This window comes from Mycobacterium sp. E1715, from assembly GCF_001667625.1.
Classification (GTDB): Bacteria; Actinomycetota; Actinomycetes; order Mycobacteriales; family Mycobacteriaceae; genus Mycobacterium.
This window is the reverse complement of the sequence record NZ_LZJJ01000553.1, coordinates 1-14,117: the sequence shown is the minus strand read 5'-3', so window position 1 is coordinate 14,117 and position 14,117 is coordinate 1. Positions and strand designations below refer to the sequence as shown.

The following is a 14,117-nucleotide window of genomic DNA, read 5'->3' as shown; positions in this document are numbered from 1 at the left end:
CTGGCCAGGTCCTTCCCCGATATACACGCAGCTGGAAAAGTCCAGGTTACCGCTAGTGGCGATCGCGAGTCCCGGCAGAGCCGGGGGGCTGCGGGTCGCCACCATCTGCACAGTGGCGATCGCGAGTCCCGGCAGAGCCGGGGCGCTGCGGGTCGCCACCATTCTCTGGATACAACGACGACGGGTTCCCGACCAGCCGGGCGGTGGCGCGCGGGTTCCCGACCGGCCGGGCGAACGGCGGGCGTTTCGTCATTCGTAATAGCGAGCCTCGATCACGTTGCCGTCCGGATCGGCGAAGTAGTAAGCCTGCGGCGCCCAGCCCTGGGCGCCGAAGTTGGGGCCCAACCGCGCGCTGGTGTCCACGCCCTCCGCTCGCAGACGCTGGTCCAACGCGTCGTATTCGGACTTCGATAGCGCAAGGCACACGTGATTCACCGGGTGGCCGGCGCTGCCGTCCGTCCGCGTCAGCGCCTCGGTGCCAGCGATACTGGCGATCGGCGACAGGTCGATGATGGCGTCCTCACACACCCGAACACTCGGGAACGGAGCGTCACCGGCCTCGAACTCGGCAAACCGGACCGGCGCCAACCCGACCACCCTCGTATAGAAATCCATCGACGCGCGCGGATCTCTCGTCCAGAGGACGACGTGGTCGAGCCGCTTCATGCGGGGTCCACCTGCTTCCACTGAAATGCGAGTGCCTCATGGCGATATCTACCAGGCGACCAAAGTGATTGGAACGGTATTCGCAATCAGCGCGAATACTTCTCAGCCCCGGAGGGGGTGTGCTTTGGTGACATGGTGCTCAAATCAACCGAACGGTTAGTAGAGACCAACGGTGTACGGCTGCGGGTGGTCGAGGCGGGAGAGCGCGGCGCGCCCGTGGTGATCTTGGCTCATGGCTTTCCCGAATTGGCCTATTCGTGGCGCCACCAGATACCGGTTCTGGCCGAGGCCGGCTATCACGTTCTGGCGCCCGATCAGCGTGGCTACGGCGGCTCCTCTTGCCCCGAGGCGATCGAGGCCTACGACATCCACCACCTGACGGCCGACCTGGTCGGCCTGCTCGACGACGTCGGCGCCGAGCGTGCCGTCTGGGTCGGACACGACTGGGGCGCCGCCGTCGTGTGGAATGCGCCGCTGCTGCACCCGGATCGGGTTGCGGCCGTCGCCGGGCTCAGCGTCCCGGCCGTTCCCCGCTCGCATGTGGCGCCGACGAGGGCGTGGCGCAAGATGCTCGGCGACAAATTCTTTTACATCCTGTACTTCCAGGAGCCGGGCGTCGCCGACGCGGAACTCAACGGTGACCCCGCGCGCACGCTACGCAGGATGCTGGGCGGCCTGCGGACATCGGGTGACCCGCTCGCCGCGGCGCGCATGGTGGCGCCCGGTGACGAGGGGTTCATCGATCGCCTTCCCGAACCCGACCGGCTGCCGGACTGGCTCAGCCAGGACGAGCTCGACCACTACATCAGCGAGTTCTCCCGCACCGGATTCACCGGTGGCCTGAACTGGTATCGCAACTTCGACCGCAACTGGGAGACCACCCCAGAGCTAGCCGACGCCAAAATTACTGTCCCTGCACTCTTTATCGGCGGCACCGCCGACCCGGTGCTGACGTTCACCCGCGCCGACCGCGCATCGCAATTGATCACCGGCTCCTACCAACAGGTGATGCTCGAAGACGCGGGGCACTGGCTGCAGCAGGAACGGCCGGAAGAGGTCAACGCGGCCCTATTGGATTTCCTCAACGGATTGGAGCTGCGATGAGTGCCCCCCTGCGGTTCGGTGTCTTCATCACACCGTTTCACCCGATCGGCCAATCGCCAACGGTGGCTCTGGAATACGACATGGAGCGAGTCGTCGCGCTGGATCGGCTCGGCTTTGACGAGGCATGGTTCGGCGAACACCACTCCGGCGGCTACGAACTGATCGCCTGCCCGGAGGTGTTCATCGCGGCCGCTGCGGAGCGGACGAAGCACATCCGGCTGGGCACCGGAGTGGTCTCGCTGCCCTACCACCACCCGCTCATGGTGGCCGATCGATGGGTGCTGCTCGACCACCTCACCCGCGGCCGGGTGATGTTCGGCACCGGCCCCGGCGCGCTGCCGTCGGACGCCTACATGATGGGCATCGACCCGGTCGATCAACGGCACATGATGCAGGAGTCGCTCGAGGCGATCCTCGCGTTGTTCCGGGCCGGCCCCTCGGAGCGGATCGACCGCCACACCGACTGGTTCACATTGCGCGAGGCGCAACTGCACATCCGGCCTTACACCTGGCCCTACCCCGAGATATCGACCGCGGCAATGATTTCGCCGTCCGGACCGCGGCTGGCGGGTGCGTTGGGCACGTCGTTGCTGTCGCTGTCGATGTCGGTGCCGGGCGGCTTCGCCGCCCTGGAAACCACCTGGGACGTGGTGCGCGAACAGGCCGCCAAAGTCGGCCGGGACGAGCCGGACCGGGCCGACTGGCGTGTTCTGAGCATCATGCACATCGCGGACAGCCGGGAAAAGGCGATCGACGACTGCACCTACGGCCTGCAGGATTTCGCCAACTACTTCGGCGCGGCCGGGTTCGTACCGTTGGCCAACTCCGTCGAAGGCGCCCAGTCACCCCACGAGTTCGTCGAGGACTACGCCGCCAAGGGCAATTGCTGTATCGGCACGCCCGACGATGCCATCGCCCACATCGAGGACCTGCTCGAGCGCTCCGGTGGCTTCGGCACGTTGCTGATGCTGGGGCACGACTGGGCCTCCCCCGAGGCGACGTATCACTGCTATGACCTGATGGCGCGCAAGGTGATTCCTCATTTCAAAGGGCAGCTCGAAGCGGCGCGGTCATCGCACGACTGGGCCAAGGGCAATCGCGATCAGCTGATCGGCCGAGCCGGTGAGGCAGTGGTGAAGGCCATCTCCGAGCACGTCGACGAACAGAAGGGCGTGAAAAGCTGATGCGCGCTGCGGTATTGCGAAACGGCCGAATGGTCTACCGGGACGATGTGCCGGATCCCGTGCCGGAGGCAGGGCAGGTGCTCGTCGGCGTGCGGGCATGCGGGATCTGCGGCTCCGACCTGCATTTCGCCGCGCACGGCGCGCAGGTGCTCGAGATGACCGATCGGGTGGCCGGCGGCCGGAGCGGCATGCACGTCGACCTCGACCACGACATCTTCATGGGACACGAGTTCAGCGCCGAGGTGCTCGAGGCAGGCCCCGATACCGAAACCCTCCCGCCCGGAACGCTGGTAACCTCGCTCCCGGTGTTGCTGTCGGCCAAGGGTGCCGAGCCAATCGTCTACAGCAACAGCACAATCGGCGGCTATGCCGAACGCATGCTGCTGTCCGCGCCGCTGCTGCTGGCCGTCCCCAACGGCTTGGACTTCAGGCAGGCGGCCCTGACCGAACCCTTGGCGGTGGGCTTGCACGCCGTCAACAAGTCCAACATCTCCTCCGGAGAGACGGCCCTGGTCATCGGCTGCGGTCCGATCGGCATAGCGATCATCGCGGCTCTGCGTGCCCGCGGGGTGGAAAACATTGTGGCATCAGATTTTTCGCCGAAGAGGCAGGAGCTGGCCACCGCCATGGGCGCCCATCAAACGCTGGACGCTTCGCAGGGTTCGCCGTTCGACGTCGCCAAACCAGCCGTGGTGTTCGAAGCGGTCGGCGTGCCCGGGATCATCGACGACGTGCTGCTCCGGGCCCGGCCCGGCACCCGCCTGGTGGTCGCGGGCGTTTGCATGCAGCCCGACACCTTGCATCCGTTCTTCGCGATCGCCAAAGAGATCAACGTCCAGTTCGTGCTCGCTTACACCCCGGAGGAATTCACCGACTCGCTGCGTGCACTGGCCGAGGGCGACATCGACGCCAGCCCGCTGATCACCGGGGAGGTCGGGCTGGACGGGGTCGGCGCGGCCTTCGACGACCTCGCCGACCCCGAGCGCCACTGCAAGGTTCTCGTCACCCCTTAGGCCCCTGGTGTCGACCCGCCGCGCCCCTAGGCCCAACTGGACCCGACAGCGCTGTCGGTGCCCGCCATGTTGCTGCCGGCGGTTTGCACGTTCTGCCCGTGCGCGTTGGCCTGCTCGTAGATCACCTGGAAGTTGCGGCCCAGCTGAATGATGAACTCCTGGCACGCCGCGGACCCCGCGCCGCCCCAAAAGTCGCCGGAAGCAAGAACATCGCGAACGATGGCCTGGTGCTCGGCCTCCAGTGACGCGGCCTGCGCGCGGATGGTGGCGCCGTGGGCGTCGACATCGCCGAATTGATAGTTGATTGTCATCGTTACTCGTCTCCTGTTTGTCGGTGGGCTAGGTGCCCAGGATCTGCTGCGAGGCCTGCTCTTGCTGCTCGTAGTTGTTCGCGTCGCGGATGAGCCCGTCGCGCACACCGTGAAGCATGTTGACGATGTTGCGGAAGGCCTGGTTGACCTGACCCATGGTGTCGTACGAGGTCGCCTGCGCCTGGCCGCTCCAGCCCGAGCCGGCGATGTTCATCGACGACGCCCACATCTTGCGGGCCTCGTCCTCAACGGTCTGGGCGTGCACCTCGAAGCGGCCCGCCATCGCACGCATCTCGTGCGGATCCGTCATGAATCGTGCTGTCATTACATTTCTCCTTCGAAAGTATTTGTCAATTCTGAAGTTTGGTCGCTAAATCCTCGAAGTTCCCTCTCTCCCTTCCGTCATCCGACCAGCTGGGGCAGTACAGTGGCGCGAGTCGGTGCCGCAGCGCCGAATCCGCGCATCTCCATGCCGCCAACCTGACCCGCCGGGATACCGCGCGGAGCCAGCATCGGTGCGCCGGCACTGCCCAACGGGGTGGCGGTCGGGCCGGCGACCTCGGGAGTCGCGGCTTGCCAACTCGGCGGCACCGACAAACCTCCAACAGGAGCCGCCTGGCCCATGGCCGCGGATGGCATCAACCGCGCGGGCGCCAGCATCTGCGGCGCGCGCATGGACGGCGCGGCCGGCACCAGGTGCTGCATTCCGGGCATCCCGACCCGCGAGACAACACCGGGTCCGAGCATGGCCGTCGCAAGGCCTGCGTTCGACGCCGTCGTCGCGCCCAATCCTGATGCGGCCGTACCGGCGCCCTGTCCTCCGAATGGCGTGCCGAGCAAGCCGGTGAAACTGCTGACGGCCGAAGGGAAGCTGCTCACCAATGACGACGCGGACGAATTGAGCGTGGACGGCAGGCCCATCGCCAGTCCCTGGGTGGCGCCCTGCATGTTGGCCGCACCCGCGGCCACGGCGCTGGACGCCGCCCCTCCGGGGTTGGTGGTCGGCGGCGCGACCGCCATAGGTGCCAGCATCGCCGCCGCGGCCGACGAGCCGGCGTAGGCGTACATGGCCGCGGCGTCTTGGGCCCACATCTCGGCGTACTGCGCCTCGGTGGCCGCGATCGCCGCGGTGTTTATCCCCAGAAAGTTGGTCGCGACCAACATCATCAGCAGTGACCGGTTGGCGGCGATCAACTGTGGCGGCACGGTAGCGGCGAACGCCGTCTCGTGCGCGACCGCGGCGGCCGTCGCCTGCATGCCGGCCTGCTCGGCCTGCGCGGCGGTCGCGTGCATCCAAGCCACGTAGGGCGCCGCCGCGGCCGCCATGGCCGCCGACGATGGGCCCTGCCAGCCGGCGTCGGTCAGGTTCAGGATCACCGACCCGTAGCTCGTCGCGGCCATCCGCAGCTCCGCGGCCAGCCCCTCCCATGCCATCGCCGCCGCCAGCATCGAACCTGGTCCCGGGCCCGCGTACATCAGGCCCGAGTTGATCTCCGGGGGCATCGCACCGAAATCCATTACTGCTTTCCTCTCTTACGGTCGTTTTCGCTATGCCAGCGCCGGCAAGGGCTTTGGGCCGGCGGCGGCTTTGATTGCGGCGTGCGCGTGCACGACGTGTTCGCCGGGCGTGCCGCCGGGCAGCTGCATGGGCAGCACCTTCTCGGCGGGTATGGCGGCAGCAAGGGGCACCCGGTGGACCGGTGCCGTCGGCGCCAGCTCGGCGGGTGAGACGTGCTGGGGCGCCATATCCGCGCGGGTGACATGCTGGGGCGCCAGCTCGGCGGGTGAGACGTGCTGGGGCGCCACGTCGGCGCGGGCGACATGCTGGGAGGGCGCCGCGTGCGCGGGCGCGACGTGCTCGACATGCTGGGCGGGCGCCATGTGTGCGGGAGGCGCAAGGTGCTGGGCGGGAGCGGGCGGGCGGGCGCCATAGTGACCGCGGCTGTACGGAGCCTGGTGGCGGCCGTAATTGGCCGCTCCATAGCCGTTATAGCCGCCGTGCTGCGATGGCATGTGCCCGCCATACCCGCCGCCGCTCCAGCCCGAGGCCGTGGACGCCGGGGGCGCGCCTGCGGTCGCCGGCCGGGCGGGCACCGTGGGGGTCACGCGGTTGGGCACGGCGGGCGCCACGCGACTGGGCATGGCAGGCGACGTGTGAGCGGGTCCGCCCGGAGCCAGATGGACGGGCATGGCGGGTGCGACGCGGCCGCCCGCGGCTTGTGTCGCATTGGCGGCTTCGGTTCCGGCATACGAATCGGCGCTGATTCCCAGGGCGCTGACGAACTGCTCGTGGATCATGCTGGCCTCGGCGTTGATCGCCTGATACTGCTGGCCGTAAGCGGCGAAGGTGGCCGCGGTCATCGCCGAGACTTCGTCGGCGGCCGCCGGGACCACGCCCGTGATCGCAAACGCGGCCATCGAGTTGGCCGCGGTTAGCTCGGAGCCGATTGCCTGCAGCTGGCCCGCCGCGGCTAACAGCAGCTGGGGCTGCGTGGTCAGGAACGACATCTGGTCTTCTCCTCTGCAATGCCGGAATCCGGCTCGTGTTGTCGTGCTTGCGGACACTATGTCATGAATTCGGAATTGTTGTCTAGCTCTCTGCCATACTTTCATTTTTTCAGTCACGAACTCGCAGGTGGAGACACTTTGCCCGGGTTTCGGCACCGGGTTACTCTGGGTGGATGCCACGAACGAATGCCGCAGGTTGGGGGCTGAAGCGCCTGCTTGAAGCGACGCTGAACCGCGACATCACCATCGAGCAGTTGCGCGACGCCTGTGGCGTCACGAAAGGGCGCTGGTACGGGGCCGGCGGGCGCGCCAACGCGGACGACTTTCCCGATGCCGAAGAGGCCAGGCGCGCCGCGCACGCGTTCGGGCTCAGCGCTACCTGGCTACAGATAGAACTGGGCCTGATCACGCCCGAGGATGTGCACGCGGTCCTGGGCGACGGTCAGTCGCCGGATCCGTTCCGTGTGACGACCCGACAGCGCGTGCTGATGCCGAACCCGACGGCGGAGTCCTCGCGCGACTGAGCTCGCCGCAGTCATCTGTTTTTCGGCCCCTCTGGCCGCCACGACACCGCTCACGACCGCCGTCACGGAAAATGCGGCGGCCAATCTCGTCGTTGCGCACCCCGACGTCTTGGTCTGCGACTCGGCCCGTAACGTCGCGGACCCGAAACCGGATGCCGTGCTCGCTTGCCGGCTTACTCTGCCGGCATGGATCGCATCTGGCAGTGGGCGTGGGACCGGTTCGGGGCGAGGTATTGGTGGGCGCTTTTGATAGCGGTTTTCATCTCGACTCTGCCGGTCTTCCTGCTTTGGTCGTGGATCGTCGTCGCATTCGAGAAGTCCAGTCACTACGTGGAAGCATCTGTCGTCGCAACCGTCGTAACGCTGGTGATGAGCTTCGTAAGTCTTGTTCCCGGCATTGGACGGTTGCGACTGGCGCAACAGTGGGCGGCCGGCCGTGAGGTTGATCGGGCGAAGGCCCTGGCCGGTACCTATGACTGGGTTCGAATGGCCGATATCCGAGCGTTTTGGTTGATAGCGACGTCGGTCGTGGTGCTCTTGACGGTTGTCGGTTTGATTGCCGGAGCTAGCGGGACGCGGCTGATTCAGTACGGGATCGTCGGTGCCGCCGCAGGATTGGCTACCGCGCTGATCGGTGTGCACAATTTCGGGGAGGGAGCGGCGCGACCAGTCAGGGCAGCCCTTGCCGAAAATACCGGCATCGGCGACGACTTCCCGCGCGCTCGTCCGACCTTCGCCACCTGGCTGGGCCTCTCGATAGCGGGCTCCATTTTCACCTTCTCCGCAATGGCCGCGATGGTGGCGGTAGCGCTGGATCGGGGCAGAGGAGTCCCGGTGCTCTCCCTTGTGACCGCCGGCGCCTTGACACTTGTCGTCGGGGTACCGATCACCGTCGTTGCGATGCTCTCGCCGTCATTTCGGCCCATTCGCGACCTCACCGATGCAACGGTGCGGGTGGGGGCCGGCGACTACGGACAACGCCTGCCGGTGGTCCAGGATGATGACCTCGGCGCGCTGGTGGCGTCGTTCAATCGCATGCAAGCGGGTTTGGCTGAGCGACAACGACTTCAGGCAGCATTCGGCACCTACGTCGACCCCGCCCTGGCGGCCAGACTGCTCGAACAGGGTGACGATGTTTTCACCGGCGAGCGCCGTGAGGTGACGGTGATGTTCGTCGACGTGCGCGACTTCACGCCGTACGCCGAGGCAAACACCGCCGAGGACACCGTTGCCCGCCTGAACGCGCTTTTCGAAATCGTGGTGCCTGCGGTCGTCGACGCCGGTGGGCATGTCAACAAATTCCTCGGCGACGGCGCTATGGCGGTGTTCGGAGCCCCCAACGACCTCACGGATCACGCGGACGCCGCGGTGAGCACCGCGGTGCGAATTCAACGCCGCGTCACAGAACTATTCGAAACGGACCTTCGGATCGGCATCGGCATCAACACCGGTACGGTGATCGCCGGAACCATCGGCGCCGCGGGAAAGCTGGAGTTCACCCTCATCGGCGACACGGTCAACGTCGCAGCGCGCGTCGAGCAGCTCACCAAGACCACCGGCGACGCAATCCTTCTCACCGGCCAGACCGTTGCCTCCCTGGCCACTCGACCGGCAACGCTCGCCGACCGCGGATTTCACGCGCTGAAAGGAAAATCCGCTGCACTGCACATCTATTGCCTCGACCCGCGGCGGGAGGCGATCTCAGGCTGACGCTCCGGAGGGGTGACCCATTTGGCGGAATCTTATCTTTCACATTCGCGGCCGCCATTCGATCGAAACCACTCGACGAACCGCCGCAGGGCGAAATGTTCGCCAGCTCTGCATATTTCAGCTGACACGCTTCTACGCTTCAATTCTCAGCCGCCCGCGGGGGGTTGAGCGATGACCGTCGGCCTGAAGCCGTATCGGGGCGCGACAAACTGGCCCGCGGCATTGCGGCCCGTCCCACCGAACGGCGTCATCGGCACCCCACCGACCGCATTCGTGGCGGGTTCGACCGCCCCAGCCGAATGGAATCCGTTGACCGCCAGGGTGACCGGCGAAGCGGCCGGGGCCGCGCTCGCCCAACCGGCCGGCACGGACAAACCACCGATTGACGCAGCCTTACCCACGGCACCGCCTATCGACCCGATCGAGCCCAGGCCTGCGCCGCCCGAAACCGCTGCGGGCAGAGCCGCTTCCGCGGCCTTGGCGGCGCTCTCGGTGGCGGACTTCGCGGCGGGCATCATGCCCTGAGCGATGCTCTGTATGTCCTTGAACGAGGTCGTGAATAGCCGTGTCGGTGAGATCAATCGGATGAACGCGTCGAAGGGCGTGCTGGCATCCAAGGTCTGCGACCCGGTCAGCCCCTCCAACAAATCGCCCAGCGGGCCGCCGATGACGAGCCCATCGCCTTCGGGGTTCAGACTGATTCCGCCCAGGGAAAACGTGGGGTTGGCAGCCGCGGGGTTGTTCGGCAACCCGGCCAGTGACGACAGCGTTTGCGGCACCGCGTCCAGTCTCTGCGTACCGCTGTTCGCGGCCGCTCGGGTCACCGCCGCGGCCTGACCCGCGACCCCGGCCGAATTGGTGGTGGGTGCCGCCGGCTCCAATGGCGGCAAGGTCGCCGCCGCAGCCGACGTGCCGGCGTAGCCGTACATTGCGGCTGCATCCTGAGCCCACATCTCGCCGTATTGGAACTCGGTGGCCGCGATCGCGGCGGTGTTCTGACCGAGGACGTTCGTCGCCAGCAGCTCCATCAAGAGGGCCCGATTCGCCGCGATCACCGGCGGCGGCACCGTTTCGGCGAACGCCGCCTCGTAGGCGCCCGCTGCCGCCATCGCTTGAGCGGCGGCCTCTTCCGCATGCCCGGCCGTGCCGCGGAGCCACGCCACTTGGGACGCGGCGGTCGCCAGCATGGCGGACGCGGCCGGGCCCTGCCACGGCCCGTCGCCTAGACCCGCGATCACCGAGCCATAGGCGGACGCCGCGGCATGCAACTCGGCTGCCAGCCCGTCCCACGCCGCCGCGGCACTCAGCAGCGGCCCCGAGCCGGGTCCCGAATACATCAGCGCGGAGTTGACCTCCGGCGGTAGCTGCGCGAAATCCAACATTGCGCTTCCGCCTAACCGACCGCGGCAGTGTTGACGATCTCCGTGGCGGCATAGGAACCGGCGCTGATACCGAGCGTCGTCGCCAGCTGCTCGCGAACCGCCGCGGCCTCGCCACTGACCGCCTGGAAGAGGCTCGCGTGCCACGAGAACTGCGCCGCGGTCAATATGGAAACCACATCCGCGGCGGCCGGAACCACCCCGGTCGTCGGCGCGGCCATGGCCGAATTGCCCTCCCGCACCGCCGCATTGATGCCATGCAGCTCTCCGGCCGCCGCCTCGATCGTTTCCGGCTGCGCCATCACGAACGGCATATCCCCTCCTCAAATCACCTTGTAATCAATAACTTTCAGCACCAGCTGTCGGGTACCGAATCAGACGCCTGGACACGTTAGGGGAGGCATGCCCAGGAAGGACAGCCTTGGGACTGCCAATTCATGACCGGGTCGGTAACTGTTCACTTAGCTGACCGGAAGTGCTGGAATATTTGGATTCTGCATGAAAGTTATTGCAAACCAATATGTTTAGCGTCATATATGTGCTTATATGTGGTTGCTGGATTAGCAGTCAACGTTTGCCTGCGGGATGCAGAGGACGGCCGAACGCCGCCGTGCGACGGGCGCATGCGGCCTGGGCGTGCCACAATGCCGGCGACATTACCGATTTGGCACCAATACCAATGGTGCACAGCGACATTCGCGCATAAGAACCGCCCGAATCGCCTGGTACCGGGCAACCCGTAGCCTCTGCTTGCGTCAACGGCTAAGGTGCCAGGCATGCCGGTCGCAAGGAATGCCCCGAGATTTGCCCGCAAGTGGATCACCCTGGTCGTCGCCGGGTTAGCTACCGCCACGGTGTCGGCCTGCGATTCCCCACCGTCGGCGCCCGCGCCCGGCGTGAATCCTCGTCAGGTCACCGTCTTGGGGTCGGGGCAGGTCCAGGGCGTTCCGGACACCCTGACCGCAGACGTCGGTATCGAATTCACCGCGCCCGACGTGACCTCGGCGATGAACCAGACCAACGACCGCCAGCAAGCGGTCATCAATGCGCTGGCCGGCGCGGGCGTCGACCGCAAGGACATCAGCACCACCGAGGTCACGCTGCAGCCACAGTTCAGCAATCCGGGGCCCAACGGGACCGCCACCATCACCGGGTACCGCGCCACCAATGCCATCACGGTCAGGATCCACCCGCCCGACTCCGCGTCGCGGATGCTGGCCCTCATCGTCGGCACGGGTGGCGACGCCACCCGAATCAAGTCGGTGAGCTACTCCATCACCGACGATTCGCAGTTGGTCAAGGATGCCCGCGCGCGAGCGTTCAACGACGCCAAGAACCGCGCCGAGCAGTACGCACAGCTGTCCGGACTCCGGCTGGGCCGAGTGCTGTCCATCTCGGAGGCGACCGAACCCACGACGGGTGGACCGCCCGCGCCACCGAGGGCCATGCCCAGCGCGGTCCCGCTGGAACCCGGCCAGCAGACCGTGAGCTTCTCGGTGACCGCGGTGTGGGAGCTGGACTGATCCGATGGCGGCGACCCGCTTCACCCGGCTCCGCCGCGCTCACGATCGCCGCTAGCCCGATGGCGGCGACCCGCTTCACCCGGCTCCGCCGCGCTCACGATCGCCGCTAGCCCGATGGCGGGCTACTGCTGGTAGACCCTCGGATCCAGGGTGCCGATGTACGACAGGTCGCGATAGCGCTCGTCGTAGTCCAGGCCGTAGCCCACGACGAAGTCGTTGGGGATGTCGAAGCCCACATAGGCGATCTCGACGTTGGCGCCCTTCGCGTCGGGCTTGCGCAACAGCGTGCACACGCGCAGCGACCGCGGATGGCGGCTGGTGAGGTTGCGCAGCAGCCAGGACAGGGTCAGGCCCGAGTCGACGACGTCCTCCACGATCAGCACGTCGCGGCCCTGGATGTCGCGGTCCAGGTCCTTGAGGATCCGCACCACACCGGACGACGACGTGGAGGACCCGTAGGAGCTGACGGCCATGAACTCGAACTGGGTGGGCACCGGAATCGCCCGCGCCAAGTCGGTGACGAAGATCACAGCGCCCTTGAGAACGGTGATCAGCAGCAGATCCTGGCCGGTCTCGGCCATGACGTCGCGGTAGTGCCCGCCGATCTCTTCGCCGAGTTCGCCGATTCGCGCCTGGATTTGCTCGGCGGTGAGCAGGACCGACTTGATGTCCCCCGGGTACAGCTCCACGGGCTGCGCGGGGGTGATCGCCGAGGAGATCTGGGCCACGCCCACAGAGTGCCACGCCAACGGCCGAATAACCAACGGCGACCCCGGTATTGCGGTTACCGGACCGGTTCGCGCCACAGGGTCAGGACCCCGTCGCGCCGCCCCGCGATCAACCGCTCGTCACGCAACGCGGACCCGACAGCCACCCCGCCCTGCCCGCGCCAGGCGGTGACGAGGGCGTCGACACCGCGGATCTGCTTGTCCGTCAAGCCGGTTGCGCCTCCCGCCAGAAGCCAGCCGCGGATCACCCGGCGCCGCACCGCGGCGGGAAGCGCGGCCAGGGCCTGCGCCTGCAGCCCAGCCTCGGCCTTCACCTCGGGCAGCGCCCGGGCAGCGAGGGAGTCGATCAGCTCGGTGTCCTCGCGCAGCGCCGTCGCCGTGCGGGCCAGCGCCTCGGCCACCCCGCCGCCCAGTACGTCCTCCAGCAGCGGCAGCACCTCGAGGCGCAGCCGGGTCCGCGTGAAGCGGCGGTCGGAGTTGTGCGGATCCTGCCACGGCGTCACACCCAGCTCGAGGCACGCTGCGTGGGTCACGGCGCGCCGAACACCCAACAACGGCCGGCCCCACGGCGGGTCGTACGGCCGCATCCCGGCGATCGACCGCACACCCGACCCGCGACCCAACCCCAGCAGCACGGTCTCCGCCTGGTCATCGAGCGTGTGGCCCAGCAGCACCGGCCCGTCGTGGTACGCGCTCAGCGCGGCATAGCGGGCCGCGCGGGCCGCGGCTTCGGGGCCACCTTCGTTCCCCACACGCACGCGAACCACTTGCGCCGCAACGCATCCCAAACCGACGGCTTGCGCCCGGGCGGTTTCGGCGACGCCGGCCGAGTCCGGCTGCAGGCCGTGATCGACGATCACCGCGGTGGTGGGCCGCAACTGGGCCGCCACCGCGGTCAGCGCGAGCGAATCGGGGCCGCCGGACAGCGCCACACACCACTGCTCGACGGTGGCGACGTGAGCCTTGACGAACGCCTCGACAGCCGCACGCAGCTGCCCTACAGCACCCTGTCGATCCATCGCTGGGGGTCCTCGATCTCGGCGGGCAGGGGCAGCGTCTCGGGTCCGGTCCAAATGGCGTTGAACCGCTCCATACCGACCTTGCCCACCACGTGGTCGACGAACGCCTTGCCGCGGGTGTACTGGCTGAGCTTGGCATCGAGACCCAGCAAAGCGCGGAGCAGGCGCTGCAGCGGCGGTTGCTTGCGGTTGCGGCGTTCGTCGAACCGGCGGCGGATGGTGGTGACCGACGGCACCACCATTGGCCCGACGGCGTCCATCACATGGTCGGCGTGGCCCTCCAACAGCGTGCCGAGAACCAGCAGCCGGTCGAGGGCCTGCCGCTGCGGCTCGGACTGCACGGCGCGCACCAGGCCGACGATTCCCGACGGGCTGTCCGGCGCCCCGTTGCCGCGGTTGCGCACGTAATCCGCGAGCCGGCTCGCTACCTGCCCGACGTCTTCACCAA

15 protein-coding genes and 1 pseudogene are annotated in these 14,117 nt (G+C 67.3%); 6 read left to right on the top strand and 10 right to left on the bottom strand.

Annotated elements, in window-relative coordinates:
• Positions 1-249: 249 nt before the first annotated feature.
• Positions 250-666: a VOC family protein gene (locus A9X03_RS26980; RefSeq protein ID WP_067781670.1), complete on the bottom strand. Its 417-nt coding sequence runs from the start codon at positions 664-666 to the stop codon at positions 250-252.
• 132 nt (positions 667-798) lie between these two features.
• Here A9X03_RS26980 and A9X03_RS26975 point away from each other — a divergent pair, with 132 nt between their 5' ends.
• The 3 genes from A9X03_RS26975 to A9X03_RS26965 are packed head-to-tail and all read left to right on the top strand — an operon-like array spanning position 799 to position 3,967.
• Positions 799-1,770 carry an alpha/beta fold hydrolase gene (locus A9X03_RS26975; protein WP_067758732.1) on the top strand — a complete coding sequence of 324 codons (972 nt, stop codon included), beginning with the start codon at positions 799-801 and terminating at the stop codon, positions 1,768-1,770.
• A complete protein-coding gene (locus A9X03_RS26970) occupies positions 1,767-2,954 on the top strand; it encodes an LLM class flavin-dependent oxidoreductase (protein ID WP_067758737.1) in 1,188 nt (395 codons plus the stop codon). The genes A9X03_RS26975 and A9X03_RS26970 overlap by 4 nt, the downstream gene beginning before the upstream one ends.
• Positions 2,954-3,967, top strand: coding sequence for a zinc-binding dehydrogenase (locus A9X03_RS26965; protein WP_067758740.1), 1,014 nt, complete (start codon positions 2,954-2,956; stop codon positions 3,965-3,967). The genes A9X03_RS26970 and A9X03_RS26965 overlap by 1 nt, the downstream gene beginning before the upstream one ends.
• A 26-nt stretch (positions 3,968-3,993) precedes the next feature.
• Here A9X03_RS26965 and A9X03_RS26960 read toward each other — a convergent pair whose 3' ends face one another.
• The 4 genes and pseudogenes from A9X03_RS26960 to A9X03_RS29560 all read right to left on the bottom strand — a co-directional run.
• Positions 3,994-4,278, bottom strand: a complete 285-nt coding sequence (locus A9X03_RS26960) for a WXG100 family type VII secretion target (RefSeq protein ID WP_067758743.1) — start codon at positions 4,276-4,278, stop codon at positions 3,994-3,996.
• A 28-nt stretch (positions 4,279-4,306) separates the two neighbouring features.
• Complete coding sequence (locus A9X03_RS26955; RefSeq protein WP_067890511.1) at positions 4,307-4,603, bottom strand: WXG100 family type VII secretion target; 297 nt, start codon at positions 4,601-4,603, stop codon at positions 4,307-4,309.
• 77 nt (positions 4,604-4,680) lie between these two features.
• On the bottom strand, positions 4,681-5,796 hold the full coding sequence (locus tag A9X03_RS26950; RefSeq protein WP_068263869.1) for a PPE family protein: 1,116 nt from the start codon (positions 5,794-5,796) through the stop codon (positions 4,681-4,683).
• Between the two features lie 696 nt (positions 5,797-6,492).
• Positions 6,493-6,786: pseudogene (locus tag A9X03_RS29560) on the bottom strand (PE family protein); the annotation flags it as partial.
• A 173-nt stretch (positions 6,787-6,959) separates the two neighbouring features.
• Here A9X03_RS29560 and A9X03_RS26940 point away from each other — a divergent pair.
• Together A9X03_RS26940 and A9X03_RS26935 are read left to right on the top strand one after the other, a co-directional pair.
• Positions 6,960-7,310, top strand: a complete 351-nt coding sequence (locus A9X03_RS26940; RefSeq protein ID WP_067781684.1) for a hypothetical protein — start codon at positions 6,960-6,962, stop codon at positions 7,308-7,310.
• Between the two features lie 186 nt (positions 7,311-7,496).
• Complete coding sequence (locus A9X03_RS26935) at positions 7,497-9,020, top strand: adenylate/guanylate cyclase domain-containing protein (RefSeq protein ID WP_067781687.1); 1,524 nt, start codon at positions 7,497-7,499, stop codon at positions 9,018-9,020.
• A gap of 146 nt (positions 9,021-9,166) precedes the next feature.
• On the opposite strand, the gene A9X03_RS26930 is transcribed toward A9X03_RS26935, so the two are convergent.
• Together A9X03_RS26930 and A9X03_RS26925 are read right to left on the bottom strand one after the other, a co-directional pair.
• Positions 9,167-10,402, bottom strand: coding sequence for a PPE family protein (locus A9X03_RS26930; RefSeq protein ID WP_067781690.1), 1,236 nt, complete (start codon positions 10,400-10,402; stop codon positions 9,167-9,169).
• An 11-nt stretch (positions 10,403-10,413) separates the two neighbouring features.
• Entirely contained in the window at positions 10,414-10,713 is a 300-nt protein-coding gene (locus A9X03_RS26925) for a PE family protein (RefSeq protein WP_067758760.1), read from the bottom strand.
• A 462-nt stretch (positions 10,714-11,175) separates the two neighbouring features.
• Between A9X03_RS26925 and A9X03_RS26920 the strand changes: the two genes are divergently transcribed.
• A complete protein-coding gene (locus A9X03_RS26920) occupies positions 11,176-11,922 on the top strand; it encodes an SIMPL domain-containing protein (protein WP_067758763.1) in 747 nt (248 codons plus the stop codon).
• Positions 11,923-12,044: 122 nt separating this feature from the next.
• On the opposite strand, the gene hpt is transcribed toward A9X03_RS26920, so the two are convergent.
• The 3 genes from hpt to A9X03_RS26905 all read right to left on the bottom strand — a co-directional run.
• The gene (gene hpt, locus A9X03_RS26915; RefSeq protein WP_067758765.1) at positions 12,045-12,656 is read right to left on the bottom strand and encodes a hypoxanthine phosphoribosyltransferase; all 612 of its coding nucleotides are present in this window, start codon (positions 12,654-12,656) and stop codon (positions 12,045-12,047) included.
• A gap of 50 nt (positions 12,657-12,706) precedes the next feature.
• Positions 12,707-13,669: a tRNA lysidine(34) synthetase TilS gene (tilS, locus tag A9X03_RS26910; RefSeq protein WP_067781692.1), complete on the bottom strand. Its 963-nt coding sequence runs from the start codon at positions 13,667-13,669 to the stop codon at positions 12,707-12,709.
• On the bottom strand, positions 13,648-14,117 hold a 470-nt coding region (locus tag A9X03_RS26905), incomplete at its 5' end, for a zinc-dependent metalloprotease (RefSeq protein WP_197696156.1). The genes A9X03_RS26905 and tilS, both read right to left, overlap by 22 nt.